Genomic DNA, 18,499 nt, shown 5'->3' with positions numbered 1-18,499 from the left:
CCAACCCAATCAGCCGACCCGACCCCGACCCCACCCCAATCGCGGTGATCATGGAGTTGGCGTCACGACACGCCGTCCGGCAGGGCGACAATCCCATGATCAACGGCGGAAAGCGGGGGCCCGGGACTGTCAGCGGGGGCGGCGGAGGCGGAGGGCCTGCGCTACGTAGTCGAAGCCGGTGGCGACCGTGACCAGGACGGCGGCAGCCATGATCCAGGGGCCGACGGCGGCGAGCGCGGCCGGCATCGGCCAGAGGTACCAGGCGATGGCGAGGATCTGGAGCGCGGTCTTGACCTTGCCACCTCGGCTGGCGGCGATGACGCCGTGCCGGATCACCCAGAACCGCAGCCCGGTGATGCCGAGCTCGCGAACCAGAATCAGCGCGGTCACCCACCAGGGCAGTTGGTCGTACCAGGAGAGCAGCACCAGCGCCGCGCCGGTCAGCGCCTTGTCGGCGATCGGGTCGGCCACCTTGCCCACCGAGGTGACCAGCCCGAAGCGGCGGGCGATCCAGCCGTCCACCAGGTCGGTCGCCGAGGCCACCGCGAAGATCAGGCAGGCCGCCATCCGCCAACCGGCGTGGGTCATCCCGGACATGATCACCGAGGCGGCGAAGACCGGCACCAGCAGCAGCCGCAGGGCGGTCAACGCGTTCGCCGCGTTGACGACGGGCACCACGGCCACCACCCGGCCCGGCGTCGACTCCGTCGCCCCGGTCACCGCCGCACTCCGCTCGGACCGCCGTGGCGTTTCCGGCACCGCACCACCTGGGTCCCCCGCTCCGCTCGGGCCCGCCGTCACCGTGCCGCGCCGGGCGCCGCCGAGATCATCTCATCCGGCACAGCGAGCAGGTCCACCCCTTCGGTGCCGGTCACCGTTGCGCGTACGAGATCGCCCGGGCGCAGCGCGGCCAGGTCGACCCCGCCCTCGACCGGGGCGACGAGGGTGGTGGAACCGTCCACCTCCGGCGCCTGGTGGGCCGCCCGGCCCTCCACCACGCCGTCCTCGATCGAGTCGACAAGCACCTCGACGGTCGAGCCGAGCCGGTCCTCGGCCCGCTGCGAGCAGAGCTCGTCGGCGAGGGCGCTGAGCCGGTCGTAGCGCCGCTTGATCGTCGCGGCGGAGACCTTGCCGGGCAGGCCGGCCGCCTCGGTGCCGTCCTCGTCGCTGTAGTCGAACATGCCGATCGCGTCGAGCCGGGCCTCGGTCAGGAACCGCACCAGCTCGTCGACGTCGCCGCGGGTCTCGCCGGGGAAACCGACGATGAAGTTGCTCCGGGCGCCGGCGTCCGGAGCCAGGGCGCGGGCACTCGCCAGCAGCTCCAGGAACCGGTCGGTGGAGCCGAAACGCCGCATCCGGCGCAGCACCGGCTCGCTGGAGTGCTGGAACGACAGGTCGAAGTACGGTGCCACGCCCGGGGTGGTGGCGATCGCCTCGACCAGCCCGGGCCGGGTCTCGGCCGGCTGGAGGTAGCTGGCCCGTACCCGGACGATGCCGGCCACCGCGGCGAGCTGGGGCAGCAGCTTCTCCAGGGCGCGCGGGTCACCCAGGTCCTTGCCGTACGAGGTGGAGTTCTCGCTGACCAGCACCAGCTCCCGTACGCCGGTCTTGGCCAGCCACTCCGCCTCGGCGAGCAGCTCGTCGGGCGTACGCGAGACGAAGGCCCCACGGAAGGCCGGGATGGCACAGAACGCGCAGCGGCGGTCGCAGCCGCTGGCGAGCTTCAGCGAGGCCACCGGACCGGTGTCGAGCCGTCGACGCAGCACCTGGCGCAGGTGGGCCGGGGTGTGCTCGTCGGTGTCGACGACGGTGCGGGTCACCGTGCCGTGGCCGGGAAGCGACACCCCGCTGTCGCGGCGCTGCACCGGGGTCAGCGGCAGCAGCTCGCGCCGGTCCCGTGGGGTGTGCGCGCTGATCTGCTCGCCGGCGACGACGGCGTTCAGCCGGGCGGCGATGTCGGGGTAGTCGTCGAAGCTCAGCACCGCCTGGGCCTCGGGCAGGCTGTCGGCCAACTCCCGGCCGTACCGCTCGGCCATGCAGCCTGCCGCGACCACCTTGGCGCCCGTTCCGGCGGCGGCGAGCAGGGTCTGGATCGAGTCCTGCTTGGCCTTCTCCACGAAGCCGCAGGTGTTGACGACCACCACGTCGGCACCCTCGCCGTCGGTGGTCACCTGCCAGCCGTCGGCGTGCAGGCGGGCGGCCAGCTCCTCGGAGTCGACCTCGTTGCGGGCACAGCCCAGGGTCAGCAGGGCGACGCGACGGCCGTCGGCGTGGTCAGCGGGAGAAGGAGAGGTGGCAGACACCATCCGAGGGTACCGGGCCGGCCGGGTGAGCCCACGCACGCGGGCTGCGGAGACGGTCGACACGGAGGAGAACGTCATTCCGTCAGCGCGCCTCGGCGCCAACCCGGGTCAGCGCGTCGAGCAGGAACACCTCGGTGCCGGCGAGGCCGGTGCAACAGAAGACGGAGATCTGGTCCGCGGTGGTCCGGCCGGGGACCGCGCCGGCCAGGATGCCGCCCAGGTCGTGCAACCGCCTGGCGTACGGGGGTGTGGCCGCGAGCATCGGCGGCTGGTAGTCCGCCGCCTGGGCCGGTGAGTCGGTGACCAGCAGGTCGGCGGTGTCCAGCAGGTCGTTGCCGAACTCGCTGCGGTCGCGCTGCTTGAAACCGACCGCGTTGACGTGCGTGCCGGGGCTGAGGTCGGCGGCGCAGAGCACCGGGGTCGGGCTGGTGGTCGCCAGCACCACCAGGTCCCGCCCGGTGGCGGCCGACCCCGGATCTGCCACCGCCCGGGCCGGCACGCCCAGTTCGACACGGACCCGGGCGGCGAAGGCCTCCCGGCGAGCTGCGGAGCGGCTGTGCACCACCACCTCGCGCAACGGGCGGACCGCGGCGGCGGCCCAGACCTGGGTCCACGCCTGCCGACCGGAGCCGATCACCCCGAGGGTTGCGGCGTCGGGACGGGCCAGCGCGTCGACCGCGAGACCCCCCAACCCTCCGGTACGACGGGAGCCCAGCTCCTCGCCCACCGCGACCGCCCGGATCGCCCCGGTCCGGGCGTCGTGCAGCACCACCAACTGTTCGCCCTGCGGGTGACCGAAGGTGTCGTAGGAGCGGAAGCCGTACCACTCGCCGACCAGGTGCCCGGCGGTGAGCACCATCCGCCCGCCGCCCAGCGGTACGGCGGCCCGGGGCGGCGCGATCAGGCGCCCCTCGTACGCGGCCAGGAGGGCGGAGCGCATGGCGGCGACCGTGGTGGCGGCGTCCAGCGCGGCGGCGACCTCGGGGTCGGCGTAGAGCATGGTCATGGTGGCGATACTGCAACTTGAAGTCAGGTAGAGGTCAACGGATCGTGGTGGCGGTCACCGCCCCGCCACCGGGGGCGGTGCTAGCGTCGGCACCGGCGGCCCGATGCTCGTGGCCGCTCCGGACGAGTGGTGGGCGTACCCGGTCAGGCCAAGACGCCCCGCGTGACGTGCAGACTCGACTCGTCCCGGCGCGGCAGCCCCGGGCGCTTCCGGTGAGGTGAACGATGGCCTGGCTCGTACTGGTGATCTCGGGACTGTTGGAGACGGCCTGGGCGATCGCCCTGGACCGCAGCGCCGGCTTCAGCCGGCTGGTCCCGTCGGTGGTGTTCGTGGTGACCCTGCTGCTGAGCATGGCCGGGCTGTCGTACGCGCTCCGGGACATCCCCGTCGGCACCGGCTACGCGGTCTGGGTCGGCATCGGCGCGGTCGGCACCGCGCTGGTCGGGATGCTGGCGCTCGGCGAGTCGGCGAGCCTGCCCCGGATCCTCTGTCTCTTCCTGGTGGTCGCCGGCGTGATCGGCCTCAAGATCTTCCACTGAGGTGCCGCGCAGGCAGGCGTGATGGGTGCCAACAGTGGGTATTGATCGATTCGTCACGACAGGCTCTCACTTGGAGGAAGACATGGCCGACATGCCGAGCACCGCCCGTCCCCGCAGCAACGCCGCCCGCATCCTCACCATCGTGGGCTTCGTCTTCGCGGTCCTGGCCCTGCTGCTCAACCCGATCATCTTCGGCGTGCTCGGTGTCATCGCGGGCGTCGTCGGCGCGGTACTCGGTGACAAGCCGCTCGGTTGGTACGCCGCCGTGGCGAGCGTCGTCGCCGCGATCATCAGCCTGGTGATCATCGGCGCGCTGATCAACAACTGACCACTCTCCTGTCGCGGGCCCGCCGGAATCCGGCGGGCCCGTCGTGCGTCCAGCGTCGACAGTCGGTCAGTCCACGTCGCCGCGCAGGCCGGTCAGGACCTCGTCCAGCTCGTCCGGCTTGACCAGCACGTCGCGCGCCTTCGACCCCTCGGACGGCCCGACCACCCCCCGGGTCTCCATCAGGTCCATCAGGCGGCCCGCCTTGGCGAAACCGACCCGCAGCTTGCGTTGCAGCATCGAGGTCGAGCCGAACTGCGAGGTGACCACCAGCTCCACCGCCTGCACCAACAGGTCCAGGTCGTCGCCGATGTCCTCGTCGATCTTCTTCTTGCTCTCCTGCGCCGGGGCCAGCACGTCCTTGCGGAACTCGGGCTCACGCTGGTCCTTGCAGAACTTCACCACGTCGGCGATCTCGCGCTCGGTGACCCAGGCGCCCTGGATCCGGACCGGCTTGGAGGCGCCCATCGGCAGGAAGAGCCCGTCACCACGGCCGAGCAACTTCTCCGCGCCCGGCTGGTCGAGGATGACCCGGGAGTCCGCGAGGGAGGAGGTGGCGAACGCCAGCCGGGACGGCACGTTCGCCTTGATCAGACCGGTCACCACGTCGACCGAGGGACGCTGGGTGGCCAGCACCAGGTGAATGCCGGCGGCCCGGGCCAGCTGGGTGATCCGGACGACGGAGTCCTCCACGTCGCGCGGCGCGACCATCATCAGGTCCGCCAGCTCGTCCACGATCACCAACAGGTACGGGTACGGACGCATCTCGCGTTCGCTGCCCGGCGGGGCCTTGATCTCCCCGTTGCGGACCTTGCGGTTGAAGTCGTCGATGTGCCGGACCCCGTTGGCGGCGAGGTCGTCGTAGCGCATATCCATCTCGCGGACCACCCAGTCCAGCGAGTCGGCCGCCTTCTTCGCGTTGGTCACGATCGGAGTGACCAGGTGCGGGATGCCCTCGTAACCGGTCATCTCGACCCGCTTCGGGTCGATCAGCAGCAGCCGCACCTCGTCCGGCGTGGCCCGGGTGAGGATGGACACCAGCAGGGTGTTGAGACAGCTCGATTTGCCCGCGCCAGTGGCTCCGGCGATCAGGATGTGCGGCATCTTGGCGAGGTTGGCCACCACGTAGCCGCCCTCGATGTCCTTGCCGAGCGCCACGACCATCGGGTGGTGATCGCTGGTCGCCGCGCGCGAACGCAGCACGTCGCCGAGGGCCACGTTCTCCGGGTCGGCGTTCGGAATCTCCACGCCGACGGCGCTCTTGCCCGGGATCGGACTGAGGATCCGTACGTCAGGCGACTTCACCGCGTACGCGATGTTGCGGGACAGCTGGGTGATCCGCTCGACCTTGACGCCGTGCCCCAGCTCCACCTCGTACCGCGTGACGGTCGGGCCACGGGTGAAGCCGGTGACGGCGGCGTCCACGTCGAACTGGTCGAACACGCCGGTCAGCGCGGCGATCACCTCGTCGTTGGCCTTGCTGCGGGTCTTCGCGGCGGCCCCGGCACTGAGCATGTTGGCCGGCGGCAGGGTGTAGTCCCCGGAGAGCCCGGTCAACGCGAGCTGCTCGGCCCGGGTCGGGGCGGGCGAGTGCTCCGGCGGCTCGACCGACGGCTTGCGGCTCGCCGGCACCTTCGCCGGAGACTTGCGCGGCAGCACCATGGTCTCCTGGAGGTCCGCGCCGTCCAGGTCCTCGAAGTCGTCCGGGTCCAGTGGTGCGGGCATCCGCTTCGCCGGTCGCTTACGCGCCGGCTTGGCGGCCACCTCGTCCGCCTCCTCATCCGCCTCCGGTGCGCCGACCAGCCCACCGGCGAGCAGGCCCAGCCGCTCCGGGATCTTGTTGATCGGCGTCGCGGTCACCACCAGCAGGCCGAAGAGCAGCAGCAGGACGAGCAGCGGCACCGCCACCCAGGCGGTGACCGCCCGCTCCAGCAGCCCACCGACGCCCGCGCCGACCAGACCGCCGGCGAAGTCACGCTCCAGCGGGTCGACCGGATCCTGACCGATCTGGAGCAACGCGGCGGTCGACACCAGCAGCGAACCCCAGCCGATCAACCCACGGCCTCGGTGCTCCGGATCGGCCGGCTGACGCATCAGCCGCCACGCACCGATCATCAGCAGCACCGGTACGACAACCGAGATCGCGCCCAGGAACAGCCGGATCGTGTCGGCCAGTCGCGCGCCGACCGGCCCCGCTCCGGACAACCAGAGCGCCACGGCACTGAGCAGAGCGAGCCCGAACAGGAGCAGCCCGGCACCGTCGCGGCGGTGCTCCGGGTCGAGGTCGCGGGCCGACGCAGCCTGCCGGCCAGCGGCGCGCACCGCCCAGCCCATCCCGTGCGCCAGCCCCATCCACAGTGCACCCACCGCACGGCCGACGTAGACCGCCGGGCCGGGCCGGGCCGGCGTGGTGCGACGTCGGACCGGTGCCCGGGTGGTCTTCTTCGCCGGTTGACGGGCACGACTGTTGGTGCCACCGCGCGGCGACGCGCCGCGCCGCCGGCTCGCCTGAGAGGTACGGCCCGCCATAGAGTCACGGTAACGGTGAGGGCGGGCAGATCCCCGCTTTTCCGGGTCGTGTCCGCGCGTCGCAACACGAACCCCACCGCCGGTCGTGATATCCGCCTCAGAAGGGATGCCCCATGGCGTCGCCGGAAATCGAAGGCGATCCGGACGATCCACTGGCCGGGCACCCCGACTTGCTGCGTCCGCTGACCGGTGAACTGGTCGCCGCAGTGCTCGCTGCCCGGGGCCGGTCCGTCGGTCCGACCCCGGACGGCGACCTCGTCGGCCACTTCGACGACAACCTGATCTGGTTCCTCCGCGTCGGCGGGGACGGTGAGCTGCTCCAGATCCGCACCATGGTCGATCCGACCTTCGGCATCGAACGGGTGCCCGACCTGTACGCGTTCTGCAACTCCTGGAACCACGACCGGCTCTGGCCGAAAGCGTTCGTCCACGTCGCCGACGACGGTCGCGCCCGGGTGTACGGCGAGGTGATCACCGACCTGGAACGCGGCGTGACCCCACACCAGCTCGACCAACTGCTCGACTGTGGCATCTCCACCGGCTGCCAGCTCGCCGTGGCGGTTCGTCGACTGCCCGGAGCGGTGCCGTCGTGACCGGCCGGGACGAGTTCACCGGCAACCGCGCCGGCACGCCACCCACCGCTGCCGGTGAGCGGCTCGCGCGGGGCCGCGTACCGGCGCTGGAGGCCGCGCTCGCCGAGGCTCGTGACCTTCCCGACGGCCCGGCCCGGCAGGTGGCCCTGGAACGGCTCGCCGAGCGTGCCGACGCGGCCGGCGACGTCCGGTCCGGGATGGACGCACGGTTCGCGTTGATCGAGGCATACCTGCTGCACGGGGAGCGGTGGCGTCTGGTCGAGCCGGTCCGGCGCTGCCGTGCCGCCGCCGACCACCGGCCCGACGTGCTCACCGAGACGGAGACCGGGCTGCTGCTGCGTTACCAGCGGTACGCGGTGGAGGCGCTGCTCGGTACCCCACGGGTCGGGCTGGACCAGACCCGGTCCCTGCTGCACGACCTTGCCCACCGCGTCGGCACGGATGGTCCGGACACACCGACAGTGGCGGAGCTGCACTGCCGGATCGCCGATCATCTGGGCGACGAACCCACCGCCCGGCACTGGTACGAGCGATGGTCCGGAAAACGGCCAGGCCCGGCCGGCGGCTGCCCGGGCTGCGCCTCGGCCCGGCGTGCCGAGCTGCTGGCCGGCTGGGGCGAGTGGAATGCCGCGGTCACCGAGCTCGGGAGAACCGACGGCGACCGGGAGTCCTGCACCGACCAGCCCGAGCGGGATCTGGTCGCCGGTCTGCTGCCGGCACTGCGCACCGGTGAGCCGGAACGGGCGGCGACGGCGCACGTGCGGGCGTACCGCCGGCACCGGCGGGAGCGCGCGGCGTTCCCGCACCTCGCCGCACACCTGCGGTTCTGCGCGCTGGGCGGGCACCTGGAGCGCGGGCTGACCATCCTGGCCGAGCAGTTACCCCGGTTGGACCGGCCGACCGACGATCTCGCCGCCATGGAGTTCGCCGCCGCCGGGGCACTGCTCTGCGGGCTGGCCGCCGACGCAGGGCTGGGCGGGCGGACGATGCCCCGGCCCGCGTATGGCGAGCGGACGGCCACCGAGTTGGACGTCGCCACGCTCGGGGCGCTGCTGCTCGGGGTGGCGAACGACTTGGCCGGCAGCTTCGACGCACGCAACGGCACGGGGCACCACTCCGGACGGATGGCCGCCTGGCTGGCCGAGCGCCCGCTCGCGGCACCGGTTCCGCTGCCCACCGCCGACGAAGCTGACGAGCCCGACGACGACCGGTCCGACGTCGAGGCCGACGTCGAGGCCGAGCAGTGCGAACGCGAATTGTCGGCGCTCTCCCTCGGCATGATCACCGGGATCCTGGACGGGCGCGGCGACCGGTACCTGGTGGACGAGGGCGAGACGGTGGTCGGCCACTGGGAGGGAACGGTGATCCAGTTCCGGCGGGCCGGTGAACGCGGCGAGGTGCTGCACGCCCGCGCCATGGCCAACCGCCGGCTGCCGGCAGCCCGCCGCGCTGAGGCGTACGCCTTCTGCAACGCGTGGAACCACGACCGGCTGCTGCCCAAGGCGTACGCGCACGATCTCGGCGACGAGTTGGTGCTGGCCGGCGACGTGGCCACCGACCTGGCGCACGGGGTCGCCCCGGCGCAGCTACGGGTCCTCATGGACGCCGCCATCGCCACCGGCGTCGCGTACGCCGAGGCCGTCGCCGCGCTGCCCTGATCTCCCGGGAACGGCGGACGCCGGCCCACCCCGTTCAGGTGGACCGGCGTCAGCGGGAGTCGCTCAGACCTCGACGACGGTGGGCACGATCATCGGCCGACGACGGTACTTGTCGTTGACCCACCGCCCCACGGTCCGTCGGACGATCTGCTGAAGCTGGTGCGGGTCGGTGATGCCGTCCGCCGCGGCCCGGTTGAGCGCCTCGGTGACCAACGGCACCACCGGGTTGAACGCCTCCGGGTCCTCGGAGAAGCCCTTCGCGGAGAGCGTCGGGCCGGCGACCACCTTGCCGGTGACCGAGTCGACGACCACCGTGGTGGCGATGAACCCGCCGTCACCGAGGATCCGCCGTTCGGTGAGCAGCGACTCGCTGACGTCACCGACGGCGAGGCCGTCCACGTAGACGTACCGGCTCTTCACGTGCCCGACCAGGCTGGCGCGGCCCTCGACCAGGTCGACCACGTCGCCGTCCTCGCAGATCACCACCCGGTCGGCGGCAACCCCGGACTCGATGCCGAGCCGGGCGTGGGCGCGCAGGTGACGCCACTCGCCGTGCACAGGCATCAGGTTGCTCGGCCGGACCACGTTGAGCAGGTAGAGCAGTTCCCCGGCCGGGGCGTGCCCGGAGACGTGCACCTTGGCCACGTCCTTGTGCACGACCACCGCGCCGGCCCGCGCGAGCCGGTTGATCACCCGGTAGACCGAGGTCTCGTTGCCGGGCACCAGTGAGGAGGCCAGCACGACCGTGTCACCGGGGGCGATGGTGATGTGCCGGTGGTCGCCGCTGGCCATCCGGCCCAGCGCGCTCATCGGCTCACCCTGGGAACCTGTCGACATCAGCACGATCTCGTCCGGCGGCAGCGTGGTCGCCTCGTCGATGCTGATGACCAGGCCGGCCGGGATGTTGAGCAGGCCGAGGTCCCGGGCGATGCCCATGTTGCGGACCATGGACCGGCCGATCAGCGCGACCTTGCGGCCGTGCTCGGCGGCGGAGTCGAAGACCTGCTGCACGCGGTGCACGTGCGAGGCGAACGACGCCACGATGATCCGGCCCTTGGCCTTCGCGAAGATCGAGTCGAGCACCGGGCCGATCTCCCGCTCCGGGGTGACGAAACCGGGGATCTCCGCGTTGGTGGAGTCGGACAGCAGCAGGTCGACGCCTTCGGCGCCGAGCCGGGCGAAACCGGCCAGGTCGGTGATCCGGCCGTCCAGCGGCAACTGGTCCATCTTGAAGTCGCCGGTATGCAGCACCAGGCCGGCGGGGGTGCGGATGGCCACCGCGAGGGCGTCCGGGATCGAGTGGTTGACAGCGAAGAACTCACACTCGAACGGGCCGAGCCGCTCGCGGCCGCCCTCCCGCACGGTCAGCGTGTACGGCTGGATCCGCCGCTCGGCCAACTTCGCCTCGACCAGGGCGAGGGTGAACTGTGAGCCGACCAACGGGATGTCGGGCTTGTGGGCGAGCAGGTACGGCACCGCGCCGATGTGGTCCTCGTGACCGTGCGTCAGCACGATCGCCTGGACGTCGGCCAGCCGGTCCAGGATCGGACCGAAGTCGGGCAGGATCAGATCCACACCCGGCTGCTCGACATCGGGGAACAGCACGCCGCAGTCGACGATCAGCAACTTGCCGTCGTACTCGAAGACGGTCATGTTCCGACCGATGGCGCCGAGCCCGCCGAGCGGGATGATCCGCAGGCCACCTTCCGGCAGCGGCGGGGGTAGCTCCGCCTCGATGTGCGCCTCGGTCACGCGTCCACCTCATTCTGCGACGCCGTTACTCGACGTCCATCGTGTCGTTCGTTCATTCGGGCAGCTCCAGGCCCGCTGCCGCGAAGTCCGCGCGCAGCTGGGCAATCTCGTCGTCGGTGGCGTCCACCAGCGGGGGTCGCACCGGGCCGGCCGGCAGGCCCTGCGCCGCCAGGCCTGCCTTCACCAGGATCGCGCCCTGGGTGCGGAAGATGCCGGTGAACAGCGGCAGCAGCCGCCGGTGCAGCGCCAGCGCGGTCGGCATGTCCCCCGCGTCGTACGCATCGATCAGTTGTGCGGTCAGCGCCCCGGTGAAGTGCGTGGAGGTGCCGACCACGCCCACCGAACCGACGGCCAGCGCCGGCAGGGTGAGAGCGTCCTCGCCGCAGTAGAAGGCGAGTGCGGTCCGGCTGGTCACCCAGCTGGTTGCGGTCAGGTCGCCCTTGGCGTCCTTGACCGCGACGATCCGGCCGTGCTCGCCGAGCCGCACCAGCGTCTCGGTCTCGATCGGCACACCGGAACGGTGCGGGATGTCGTACAGCATCACCGGCAGGCCGGTGGCGTCGGCGACGGCGGTGAAGTGCCGGACCAACCCCGCCTGCGGCGGCTTGTTGTAGTACGGGGTGACCACCAGCAGGCCGTGCGCACCCGCCTTCTCGGCGGCTGCGGCCAGCTCGATGGTGTGCCGCGTGTCGTTGGTGCCAACGCCCGCGACCACCTTGGCCCGGTCACCGACAGCCTCCACCACGGCCCGGATCAGCTGCTCCTTCTCCGCTTCCGTGGTGGTTGGCGACTCGCCGGTGGTGCCGTTGACCACCAGCGCGTCGTTGCCCTGCTCGTCGACCAGGTGGCTCGCCAGCCGGGCGACGCCGTCGAGATCGAGGGAACCGTCGGGGGTGAACGGAGTCACCATGGCTGTGATCAGCCGGCCGAAGGGGCGGGACGCCGGTCGGGCCGCGGCATCGAGGTGGTCGTGCGTCATACCCTCCAACCTAGCGGACGACCAGCCGGGGCCCGCCGGGGAAGGGCTCAGGACGCCTCGTGCGGGCTGGCCGCCACCTCGGTGCCGTCCGGCAGCGTGGAGATCACGAAGTCGGCGAACACGTTGGGGGCGACACCCTTCAGCTGGCGCAGGCACTCGACGGCCAGCTCACGGATCTCCACGTCGGCGTGCTCGGTGGCCCGCATCGCGATGAAGTGCCGCCAGGCCCGGTAGTTGCCGGAGACCACGATCCGGGTCTCGGTGGCGTTGGGCAGCACCGCGCGGGCCGCCTGCCGGGCCTGCTTGCGGCGCAGCGTCGGGTTGGGCTCGTCGGAGAAGCGCTGCTCCAGGCCCTCCAACAACTCGGTGTACGCCCGAACACTCGCCTCGGCGGCCTCCACGAACTTCTTGTGCAGCTCCGGGTCGTCGGCGATGACGGCCGGCTCGACCATTGCCGCGTCCCGCTCCGGGACGTAGCGCTGCGACAACTGGGAGTACGAGAAGTGCCGGTGCCGGATCAGCTCGTGGGTGAAGGAGCGGGACACCCCGGTGAAGTAGAAGGTCACCGACCCGTGCTCCAGCACACTCAGGTGCCCAACCTCGAGGATGTGCGCCAGGTAGCCGGCATTGGTGGCGGTCGCCGGGTTCGGCTTCTTCCACGACTGGTAGCAGGCCCGACCGGCGAACTCGGCGAGCGCCTGGCCGCCCTCCGCGTCGGTCGACCACGGCACGTCGTCCGGGGCCGCGAATTGGGTCCACGCGATCAACTTGACCTGGGGCTGCACCATGTCCGGCATTCCTGGGACTTTAGTGGTGGGGTGCCGCCCGACCCAACTCAGGCGCGCCCCGTGCAATGTCGATCACTCAGACAGCCGCGGACCCGCCGACGCCCAACAGCGTTGGCCGGGGTCCGGGTCCGGGGTCCGGGGTCCGGGGTCCGGGGTCCGGGGTCCGGGGTCCGCGGTCCGGGGTCCGGGGTCCGGGGTCCGGGGTCCGTCATCGAGGCCGGGGCGGACAGTTCCATTGGCGTCCTTTGGAGCTGAATCGTTGGCGACATCAGCCCCAGCGGATGGGCCACCCACGCCGACGACCAAGGCCCGAGCGGCCCAAACCCGAACGGCCCGAGCGGCTCGGTTGCACCTTTCGCTCGCAAGATCGCGCAACACCATGGATGTAGTGGCATCCGTCGCGCCCGACCCCACTACATCCAGGATCGAGCGCGATCTTGGGGCGAAATGCGCCGTCCGCTGTCCGCTATCCGCTGTCCGCTGTCCGCTGTCCGCCGCGAGTGTGCGGCTGCCCGCTGGATGATCGACTTGGGTTCCTGAAAGTCATGGCATCCGGGTCGGGTGGATGGTCCGGTTTCCTGGATGCCGAGTCGATCATGGGTGGTGGGCGTCGGAGGGGCCCCTGATGTCGTAAACGAATCAGCTCCAAAGGACGCCAAACAGCGCACGCTGGCCGAACCCCGCATCCGCACCGGCGGCGGCGCGTGGCCGACGCGGCGGCGGCGCGTTAGACAGCGGCGCGGTCGGACGGCGGCGCGTTAGACAGCGGCGCGGTCGGACGGCGGCGCGGCCGGCCAGCAGCGCGTTAGACAGCGGCGCGGTCAGACGTAGAGCGAGGTGAACGGTGCCCAGGGCAGGTTGCGTAGCACCGAGAAGGCCAGCCACGCGGCCAGGAATCCGCCGATGACCTTCGAGCTGATCCGCAGCTCGGGTAGGCGCCAACCGAACGCCTGGTTTCCCGCCCAGGCCACGAAGAGGTACGCGAGGAACGGCAGCGCGAAGACGAACAGGAAGTGGTGCCGGGCGGCGGCCGGCAGGTCGGCGTGCAGCACGTACCAGAGCGCTCGGGTGCCACCGCAGCCCGGGCAGTCCAGCCCGGTGGTCAACTTGAGCAGGCAGGTGGGCGCGGCATCCGGGTCGGCGTAGGTCGGGTTGCTGAGCAGCGCGTAGCTCATGCCGATCGCGACGCAGCCGACCGCGGCCAGCGGCACTGCCCAGCGCGGTGAGCGTTCGTAGAGCCGCAACACGAATCGGGTGAGCCGGTCCGGCTCAGGCGCCGGGTAGCCACCTGGCGGGGTGGTCGGCCAACCCTCCGGACCCGAGCCGCCGGGACCAGAGCCAGCGGGACCAAAGCCGCCGGGACCAGAGCCACCGTCGGTCGGCACCGTGTGGACCGCGCTGGGGGCTGGGTGCGGCTGGTCGACCGGTCCGGGAGCGCTCGTCACGCGCTCACGGTACACCGGACACGCCGGCCAACGCGGCGCTGAGCGGACCAGCCAGATCGCCGGCCGCTGGCGGGGCCACCGCATCCAGGCCGAGCCAACCAGCCAGGCGGTACAGCTCGGCGGCGAGCGCGACGGCGGTCTCCCCCGGGTCGGCGCCGGGTTCGAGCCAGGCGGCCGGCACGAGCAGCACCCCGGCCTTCCGGTCGGCCTTCAGGTCGACCCGGGCGGTGAACCGGTCGCCCTGCAGGAACGGCAACACGTAGTAGCCGTAGACCCGCTGTGGCGCCGGGACGTAGATCTCGATCCGGTAGGTGAAGTCGAACAGCCGCTCGGTGCGGGCGCGTTCCCAGATCAGCGGATCGAAGGGGCTGACCAGTGTGTTGCCCCGCACCCAACGCGGCAACCGGGCGGACGCGTGCAGCCACGCCGGCTGTCGCCAGCCCGCCACGGTGACCGGCACCAGCTCACCGGCCTCGGCCAGTTCGGTGACGGCCTGCCGGGCGCCGGCCAGCGGCAACCGGAAGTAGTCGCGCAGCTCCGGCTCGGCGGCGACCCCGAGGGATCGCGCGGCGAGCGATATCAGCGTCCGGTACGCCTCGGCGTCGGTCGGGGTGGGCGCGGCCAGCACCGCCGCTGGCAGGACCCGCTCGGGCAGGTCGTAGCGGCGGGCGAAGGAGGTGCTGCGCTCGGCGGCGGTCACCTCGCCGGCCCAGAACAGGAACTCCAACGCGCGCTTGACCGCCGACCAGTTCCACCCCCAGTTGCCGGTTTCGCGGGGGGCGTCGTGCTCGATCTCGGCAGCGGTCAGCGGCCCCCGGGCGGCCACCTCGTCCCGAACCCAGGCGACCAGCTCCGGCTGCTCCTGGGCGATCCGCCGCATGCCGCCCCAGGATTCGCTGTGCGCCCGGGCCATTCGCCAGCGCAGCATCGGGTGCAGCTCCACCGGGACCAGCGACGCCTCATGACCCCAGTATTCGAACAGGTCACGCGGGCGTCGGTAGGCGGCCTGGTCGAGCAACGTGGTCGGATAGGGCCCGAGCCGGCTGTAGAGCGGCAGGTAGTGCGCGCGTTGCAGCACGTTGACCGAGTCCATCTGGATCAGCCCGACCCGGCCCAGCACGCGACGCAGGTGCCGGCGGGTGGGCATGCCCGTCGGCGTCGGATCGGCGAAGCCCTGGGCGGCGAGCGCCACACGGCGGGCCTGGGCGAGAGAGAGTGATTCCGGCGCGGTCATCGTCGGCGACCTTAATTCATCGGTACGACGTCGGTGCGGGAAGCTGGACGTGACGGCCAACGGGGCATAGAACGGTGCAATGCTGACCATCCGTCGGGAGGAGCCGGACGACGCCGAGGCGGTCGCCCGGGTACACGTGCACGGCTGGCAGGCGGGCTACGCCGGCTTCATGCCGGACGAGGTGCTCGGGCGGCTCAACGTGGTGGCCTGGGCGCAGCGTCGTCGCGACGTCGGCACCGCCGACCCGGAACACCCGTTCATCACAGTGCTCGGCGAGATGGACGGGGCGGTGGTGGGCTTCACCACCTTCGGGCCGTACCGCCGCAACCAGGACCGGGACGACCTGGACCCGACGGTCGGCGAGGTGGTGGCGCTCTACGTGGAGCCGGCCCACTGGGGTGACGGGACCGCGGCGGCGTTGCTGGACGCCGCCCGGAGCGGGCTCACCGAGCGGGGCTGGGCCGACTACCGGGCGTGGGTGCTGGCGGACAACCTACGTGCCCGGCGGTTCTGCGAACGCGCCGGCCTGTCACCGGACGGTGAGCGGTCGACCTACCAGGTGCCGCTGGCCGGTGGGGGCCCGCCGGTCGGGCTGGTCGAGCTGCGGTACGCCGGACGCCTCGACGGTTGACCCGTTCGGGGTCAGCCACCGGCGGATCGGCAGGAAGGCCAACAGCGCGAGACTGATCCACACGTAGGCGTTGCTGCCCAGGAAGCCGTCGACGCCGGTGAAGTCCTTTTCCCACACCCAGACGGTACGGCTGATCAGCAGCGCGTACCCGATGGTCGCGGCGACCAGCAGGACCCGCCGTCGGCGGCCGGCCGGCGCGGCCATCGCGTTGTCGACGAGCAGGATCAACGCGGGCAGCAGCCAGACCAGATGGTGCACCCAGGTGACCGGGCTGACCAGGCACATCACCGCGCCGGTGAGCGCCAGGCCGGTCGCCTCGTCGCCGGCCGCGACGGCGGCCCGGGACCGCCAGGCCCAGAGCGCCAGGGTGCCGAGCACCAGCAGCAGCCACAGCACTGTGCTCGGGTGTTCCGGGTCGAGCCGGGCGACCACCCCGCGCAGCGACTGGTTGGAGACGAAGGCCAACTCGCCCACTCGTCCGGTGTTCCACAGGGCCTCGGTCCAGAACTCCCGGGACGCGTCCGGAAAGAGCGCGGCGGCCAGCAACGACACCCCGGCGGCGGTGCCGCTGGCGGTGAGCGCCGCCCGCCACCGCCCGGTCACCAGCAGGTAGACGATGAACACGCCGGGGGTCAGTTTGATCGCCGTGGCGAGGCCGATGCCCACCCCGGTCCACCGGTTGCCGGCCGGCATCAGCCGCAGCAGGTCCACCGCCACCAGGAAGAGCAGCAGCGTGTTGACCTGGCCGAAGTTGACGGTCTCCCGCATTGGTTCGAACGCGGCGGCCAGGCACAGCGCCACGGCGAGCGCGAACCACCGGGTCCACCCGGCGCGGCGGGCGATCGGGTCGACGAGCCACCAGATCAGCACCGTGGTGGTGGCCACGCTGGCGAGGACGCTCACCACGATCGCGGCCGTCCACGGCAGGTACGCCATCGGCAGCATGACCAGGGCGGCGAACGGCGGGTAGGTGAAGCCGTACTGCGTGTTCGGCTTGAGGTAGTCGTAGATCTCTCCGCCGTCGTGCACCCACCACGTCAACGCGCCGTAGTAGACCTTCAGGTCGAAGAAGCCGTGCCGCACGGCGGCGACGGCGAGGAACCCGGTGACCGCCGCGGCGAGCACCACCACCCCGACGACCTGCGCGGTCGTCCTGTTGGCACCCTGCGCCACCGTCGTCTCCCCCGCCCTGCGTAGGCTTCCGTCCCATGGCTCTCGGGTACGTCCGCCCGGCGCGTCCCGAGGACGCCGGCGAGATCGCACGCATCCAGCTCGCGACCTGGCGGGTCGCGTACCGCCGGATCCTGCCTCGGCATGTGCTCGACAACCTGGACGAGGCGTTCCTCGCCCGGCGGTGGAGCGCCGCCGTGCTGGAGCCGCCCTCGGGCGCGCACCGGGTGCTGGTCGCCGTCGAACAGGCCGAGCAATCGTATCTGGTGGGGTTCGCCGCGTCCGGCCCGGCCGACGGCGAGGCTCTCGCCCCGGGTGAGCCGGCCGACGCGCTCGGCCCGGATGTGGCCGCGGTGACCGACCTGCTGGTGGAGCCGCGGTGGGGTCGGCGCGGGCACGGCAGTCGGCTGCTCGCCGCCGCTGTCGACCTGTGGCGGGAGGACGGCATGAGTCGGGCGGTGGCCTGGGCGTTCGACGGTGACGAGGCGACCCGGAAGTTCCTCACCAGCACCGGCTGGGAGCCCGACGGCGCGGCCCGGGCGCTTGACGTCGACGACATGCTGGTGCCTCAGGTGCGCCTGCACGTGGCCGTTCCGGCCGACAAGGTCGAGTGACCGAAGCGGCGGCCCCACGGTCGGGGCCGCCGTACCGAACCGGGTCAGCCCTTGTCGGAGCCGTCGTTGGCGTCGCGGACGAAGTACCGCTGGAACACCACGAAGATGATCGCCACCGGGATGGTGGCCAGTAGCGCGGCGCCGAGCTTGAGCGGGTACTGGGTGCCCTTGCCGAGGGAGCCGCTGACCAGGTCGGCCAGTCCGCGCGGCAGGGTGAACAGGTCCGGGTCCTGCACCGACACCAGGCTGTGCGGGAACTCGTTCCAGGAGCCCTGGAACGACAGGATGGTCAGGGTGATCAGCGCCGGTTTCGCCATCGGCAGCACCACCGACCAGAAGGTACGGAAGATGCTCGCCCCGTCGATCCGGGCGGCCTCCTCGACACTCACCGGGATCGACTCGAAGAACTGTTTCATGATGAACACGCCCGCCGCGTCGGCCAGCAGCGGCACCACCAGACCGGCGTAGCTGTTGTAGAGGCCGAGCTGGTTGAGCACCAGGAACTTCGGGATGAGCAGCACCACCCCGGGCACCGCCATCACCGCGATGACTGCGGCGAACAGCCCGCCGCGGCCGGCGAACCGCAGCCGGGCCAGCGCGTACCCGGCGAGCGAGTCGAAGAACACCCGGCCGAGGGTGACCAGCACCGTCACCAGCAGCGAGTTGCCCAGCCACAGTGGGAAGTTGGTGCCGGCGAAGATCCGTTCGAAGCCGGCAAGTGTGAGCGGGTCCGGGAACGGTGACAGCGGGTTCGCCGCCGCGTCGGGCTCGGTCTTGAGCGAGTTGCCGAGCTGGATGACGAACGGGTAGAGGAACACCAGCCCGAAGAAGACGAGTGTGGCGTACCCCAGGAAGCGGGTGGCGAGGGTGCGGGCCGCGCGCTGGTGTCGCCGCGCGGGCGCCGCCGCCGGGCGGTCGGTGAGCACTGCCATC

Annotated in this window: 17 protein-coding genes and 1 riboswitch; of the genes, 6 read left to right on the top strand and 11 right to left on the bottom strand. The window is 71.7% G+C overall.

The features are described from left to right. Nucleotides 1-129: 129 nt before the first annotated feature. The 3 genes from pgsA to AB0B68_RS18300 form a co-directional block, all read right to left on the bottom strand. Entirely contained in the window at nt 130-720 is a 591-nt protein-coding gene (pgsA, locus tag AB0B68_RS18310) for a CDP-diacylglycerol--glycerol-3-phosphate 3-phosphatidyltransferase (RefSeq protein ID WP_357195219.1), read from the bottom strand. 77 nt (nt 721-797) lie between these two features. Continuing rightward, the gene (gene rimO / locus AB0B68_RS18305; protein WP_357195273.1) at nt 798-2,306 is read right to left on the bottom strand and encodes a 30S ribosomal protein S12 methylthiotransferase RimO; all 1,509 of its coding nucleotides are present in this window, start codon (nt 2,304-2,306) and stop codon (nt 798-800) included. A gap of 79 nt (nt 2,307-2,385) precedes the next feature. Beyond that, on the bottom strand, nt 2,386-3,309 hold the full coding sequence (locus AB0B68_RS18300; RefSeq protein ID WP_357261264.1) for an ornithine cyclodeaminase family protein: 924 nt from the start codon (nt 3,307-3,309) through the stop codon (nt 2,386-2,388). Nucleotides 3,310-3,401: 92 nt separating this feature from the next. After that, a riboswitch (guanidine-III (ykkC-III) riboswitch) is annotated at nt 3,402-3,471 on the top strand. Nucleotides 3,472-3,533: 62 nt separating this feature from the next. Here AB0B68_RS18300 and AB0B68_RS18295 point away from each other — a divergent pair. Both AB0B68_RS18295 and AB0B68_RS18290 read left to right on the top strand, forming a co-directional pair. Next, nucleotides 3,534-3,848 carry an SMR family transporter gene (locus AB0B68_RS18295; protein ID WP_357195224.1) on the top strand — a complete coding sequence of 105 codons (315 nt, stop codon included), beginning with the start codon at nt 3,534-3,536 and terminating at the stop codon, nt 3,846-3,848. 82 nt (nt 3,849-3,930) lie between these two features. Beyond that, on the top strand, nt 3,931-4,176 hold the full coding sequence (locus AB0B68_RS18290) for a hypothetical protein (protein WP_112586600.1): 246 nt from the start codon (nt 3,931-3,933) through the stop codon (nt 4,174-4,176). Between the two features lie 66 nt (nt 4,177-4,242). Here the strand turns inward: AB0B68_RS18290 and AB0B68_RS18285 are convergent, their stop codons facing one another. After that, a complete protein-coding gene (locus AB0B68_RS18285) occupies nt 4,243-6,702 on the bottom strand; it encodes a DNA translocase FtsK 4TM domain-containing protein (RefSeq protein ID WP_357195229.1) in 2,460 nt (819 codons plus the stop codon). A 113-nt stretch (nt 6,703-6,815) separates the two neighbouring features. Between AB0B68_RS18285 and AB0B68_RS18280 the strand changes: the two genes are divergently transcribed. Next, nucleotides 6,816-7,295 carry a YbjN domain-containing protein gene (locus AB0B68_RS18280; RefSeq protein WP_355009542.1) on the top strand — a complete coding sequence of 160 codons (480 nt, stop codon included), beginning with the start codon at nt 6,816-6,818 and terminating at the stop codon, nt 7,293-7,295. Between the two features lie 86 nt (nt 7,296-7,381). After that, complete coding sequence (locus AB0B68_RS18275) at nt 7,382-8,953, top strand: YbjN domain-containing protein (RefSeq protein WP_357195276.1); 1,572 nt, start codon at nt 7,382-7,384, stop codon at nt 8,951-8,953. Nucleotides 8,954-9,016: 63 nt separating this feature from the next. On the opposite strand, the gene AB0B68_RS18270 is transcribed toward AB0B68_RS18275, so the two are convergent. The 5 genes from AB0B68_RS18270 to AB0B68_RS18250 all read right to left on the bottom strand — a co-directional run bounded on the left by AB0B68_RS18270 (nt 9,017) and on the right by AB0B68_RS18250 (nt 15,151). Then, nucleotides 9,017-10,705: a ribonuclease J gene (locus AB0B68_RS18270; RefSeq protein ID WP_355009544.1), complete on the bottom strand. Its 1,689-nt coding sequence runs from the start codon at nt 10,703-10,705 to the stop codon at nt 9,017-9,019. 52 nt (nt 10,706-10,757) lie between these two features. Then, nucleotides 10,758-11,684, bottom strand: coding sequence for a 4-hydroxy-tetrahydrodipicolinate synthase (dapA, locus tag AB0B68_RS18265; RefSeq protein ID WP_357195234.1), 927 nt, complete (start codon nt 11,682-11,684; stop codon nt 10,758-10,760). Nucleotides 11,685-11,731: 47 nt separating this feature from the next. Further along, on the bottom strand, nt 11,732-12,472 hold the full coding sequence (thyX, locus tag AB0B68_RS18260; RefSeq protein WP_357195279.1) for an FAD-dependent thymidylate synthase: 741 nt from the start codon (nt 12,470-12,472) through the stop codon (nt 11,732-11,734). An 821-nt stretch (nt 12,473-13,293) separates the two neighbouring features. Further along, nucleotides 13,294-13,917, bottom strand: a complete 624-nt coding sequence (locus AB0B68_RS18255; RefSeq protein ID WP_357261261.1) for a DUF2752 domain-containing protein — start codon at nt 13,915-13,917, stop codon at nt 13,294-13,296. A 4-nt stretch (nt 13,918-13,921) separates the two neighbouring features. Beyond that, entirely contained in the window at nt 13,922-15,151 is a 1,230-nt protein-coding gene (locus AB0B68_RS18250; RefSeq protein ID WP_357261258.1) for a crosslink repair DNA glycosylase YcaQ family protein, read from the bottom strand. Between the two features lie 79 nt (nt 15,152-15,230). On the opposite strand from AB0B68_RS18250, the gene AB0B68_RS18245 reads away from it, so the two are divergent. Continuing rightward, the gene (locus AB0B68_RS18245; protein WP_357195244.1) at nt 15,231-15,782 is read left to right on the top strand and encodes a GNAT family N-acetyltransferase; all 552 of its coding nucleotides are present in this window, start codon (nt 15,231-15,233) and stop codon (nt 15,780-15,782) included. Here the strand turns inward: AB0B68_RS18245 and AB0B68_RS18240 are convergent. Beyond that, nucleotides 15,681-16,955 carry a glycosyltransferase 87 family protein gene (locus AB0B68_RS18240; protein ID WP_357261255.1) on the bottom strand — a complete coding sequence of 425 codons (1,275 nt, stop codon included), beginning with the start codon at nt 16,953-16,955 and terminating at the stop codon, nt 15,681-15,683. The two genes, AB0B68_RS18245 and AB0B68_RS18240, sit on opposite strands and share 102 nt — an antisense overlap. Nucleotides 16,956-16,990: 35 nt before the next feature. Here AB0B68_RS18240 and AB0B68_RS18235 point away from each other — a divergent pair, with 35 nt between their 5' ends. Next, on the top strand, nt 16,991-17,566 hold the full coding sequence (locus tag AB0B68_RS18235; protein ID WP_357195250.1) for a GNAT family N-acetyltransferase: 576 nt from the start codon (nt 16,991-16,993) through the stop codon (nt 17,564-17,566). Nucleotides 17,567-17,610: 44 nt separating this feature from the next. Here the strand turns inward: AB0B68_RS18235 and AB0B68_RS18230 are convergent, their stop codons facing one another. Further along, entirely contained in the window at nt 17,611-18,498 is an 888-nt protein-coding gene (locus tag AB0B68_RS18230) for a carbohydrate ABC transporter permease (protein WP_357195253.1), read from the bottom strand. Nucleotide 18,499: the final 1 nt, after the last annotated feature.

This window comes from Micromonospora sp. NPDC049049, from assembly GCF_040649115.1.
In the GTDB taxonomy this organism is placed as follows: Bacteria; Actinomycetota; Actinomycetes; order Mycobacteriales; family Micromonosporaceae; genus Micromonospora.
The sequence above is the reverse complement of the archived record's forward strand: the minus strand, read 5'-3'. Positions and strand labels throughout refer to the sequence as shown.

Bases quoted from the DNA above. Each gene is read 5' to 3' on its own strand.
- rimO (WP_357195273.1), bottom strand. From the start codon at position 2,306: ATGGTGTCTGCCACCTCTCCTTCTCCCGCTGACCACGCCGACGGCCGT.
- AB0B68_RS18295 (WP_357195224.1), top strand. From the start codon at position 3,534: ATGGCCTGGCTCGTACTGGTGATCTCGGGACTGTTGGAGACGGCCTGG.
- AB0B68_RS18285 (WP_357195229.1), bottom strand. From the start codon at position 6,702: ATGGCGGGCCGTACCTCTCAGGCGAGCCGGCGGCGCGGCGCGTCGCCG.
- thyX (WP_357195279.1), bottom strand. From the start codon at position 12,472: ATGGTGCAGCCCCAGGTCAAGTTGATCGCGTGGACCCAATTCGCGGCC.
- AB0B68_RS18230 (WP_357195253.1), bottom strand. From the start codon at position 18,498: ATGGCAGTGCTCACCGACCGCCCGGCGGCGGCGCCCGCGCGGCGACAC.
- AB0B68_RS18245 (WP_357195244.1), top strand. From the start codon at position 15,231: ATGCTGACCATCCGTCGGGAGGAGCCGGACGACGCCGAGGCGGTCGCC.
- dapA (WP_357195234.1), bottom strand. From the start codon at position 11,684: ATGACGCACGACCACCTCGATGCCGCGGCCCGACCGGCGTCCCGCCCC.
- AB0B68_RS18250 (WP_357261258.1), bottom strand. From the start codon at position 15,151: ATGACCGCGCCGGAATCACTCTCTCTCGCCCAGGCCCGCCGTGTGGCG.
- AB0B68_RS18300 (WP_357261264.1), bottom strand. From the start codon at position 3,309: ATGACCATGCTCTACGCCGACCCCGAGGTCGCCGCCGCGCTGGACGCC.
- AB0B68_RS18290 (WP_112586600.1), top strand. From the start codon at position 3,931: ATGGCCGACATGCCGAGCACCGCCCGTCCCCGCAGCAACGCCGCCCGC.
- AB0B68_RS18280 (WP_355009542.1), top strand. From the start codon at position 6,816: ATGGCGTCGCCGGAAATCGAAGGCGATCCGGACGATCCACTGGCCGGG.
- AB0B68_RS18235 (WP_357195250.1), top strand. From the start codon at position 16,991: ATGGCTCTCGGGTACGTCCGCCCGGCGCGTCCCGAGGACGCCGGCGAG.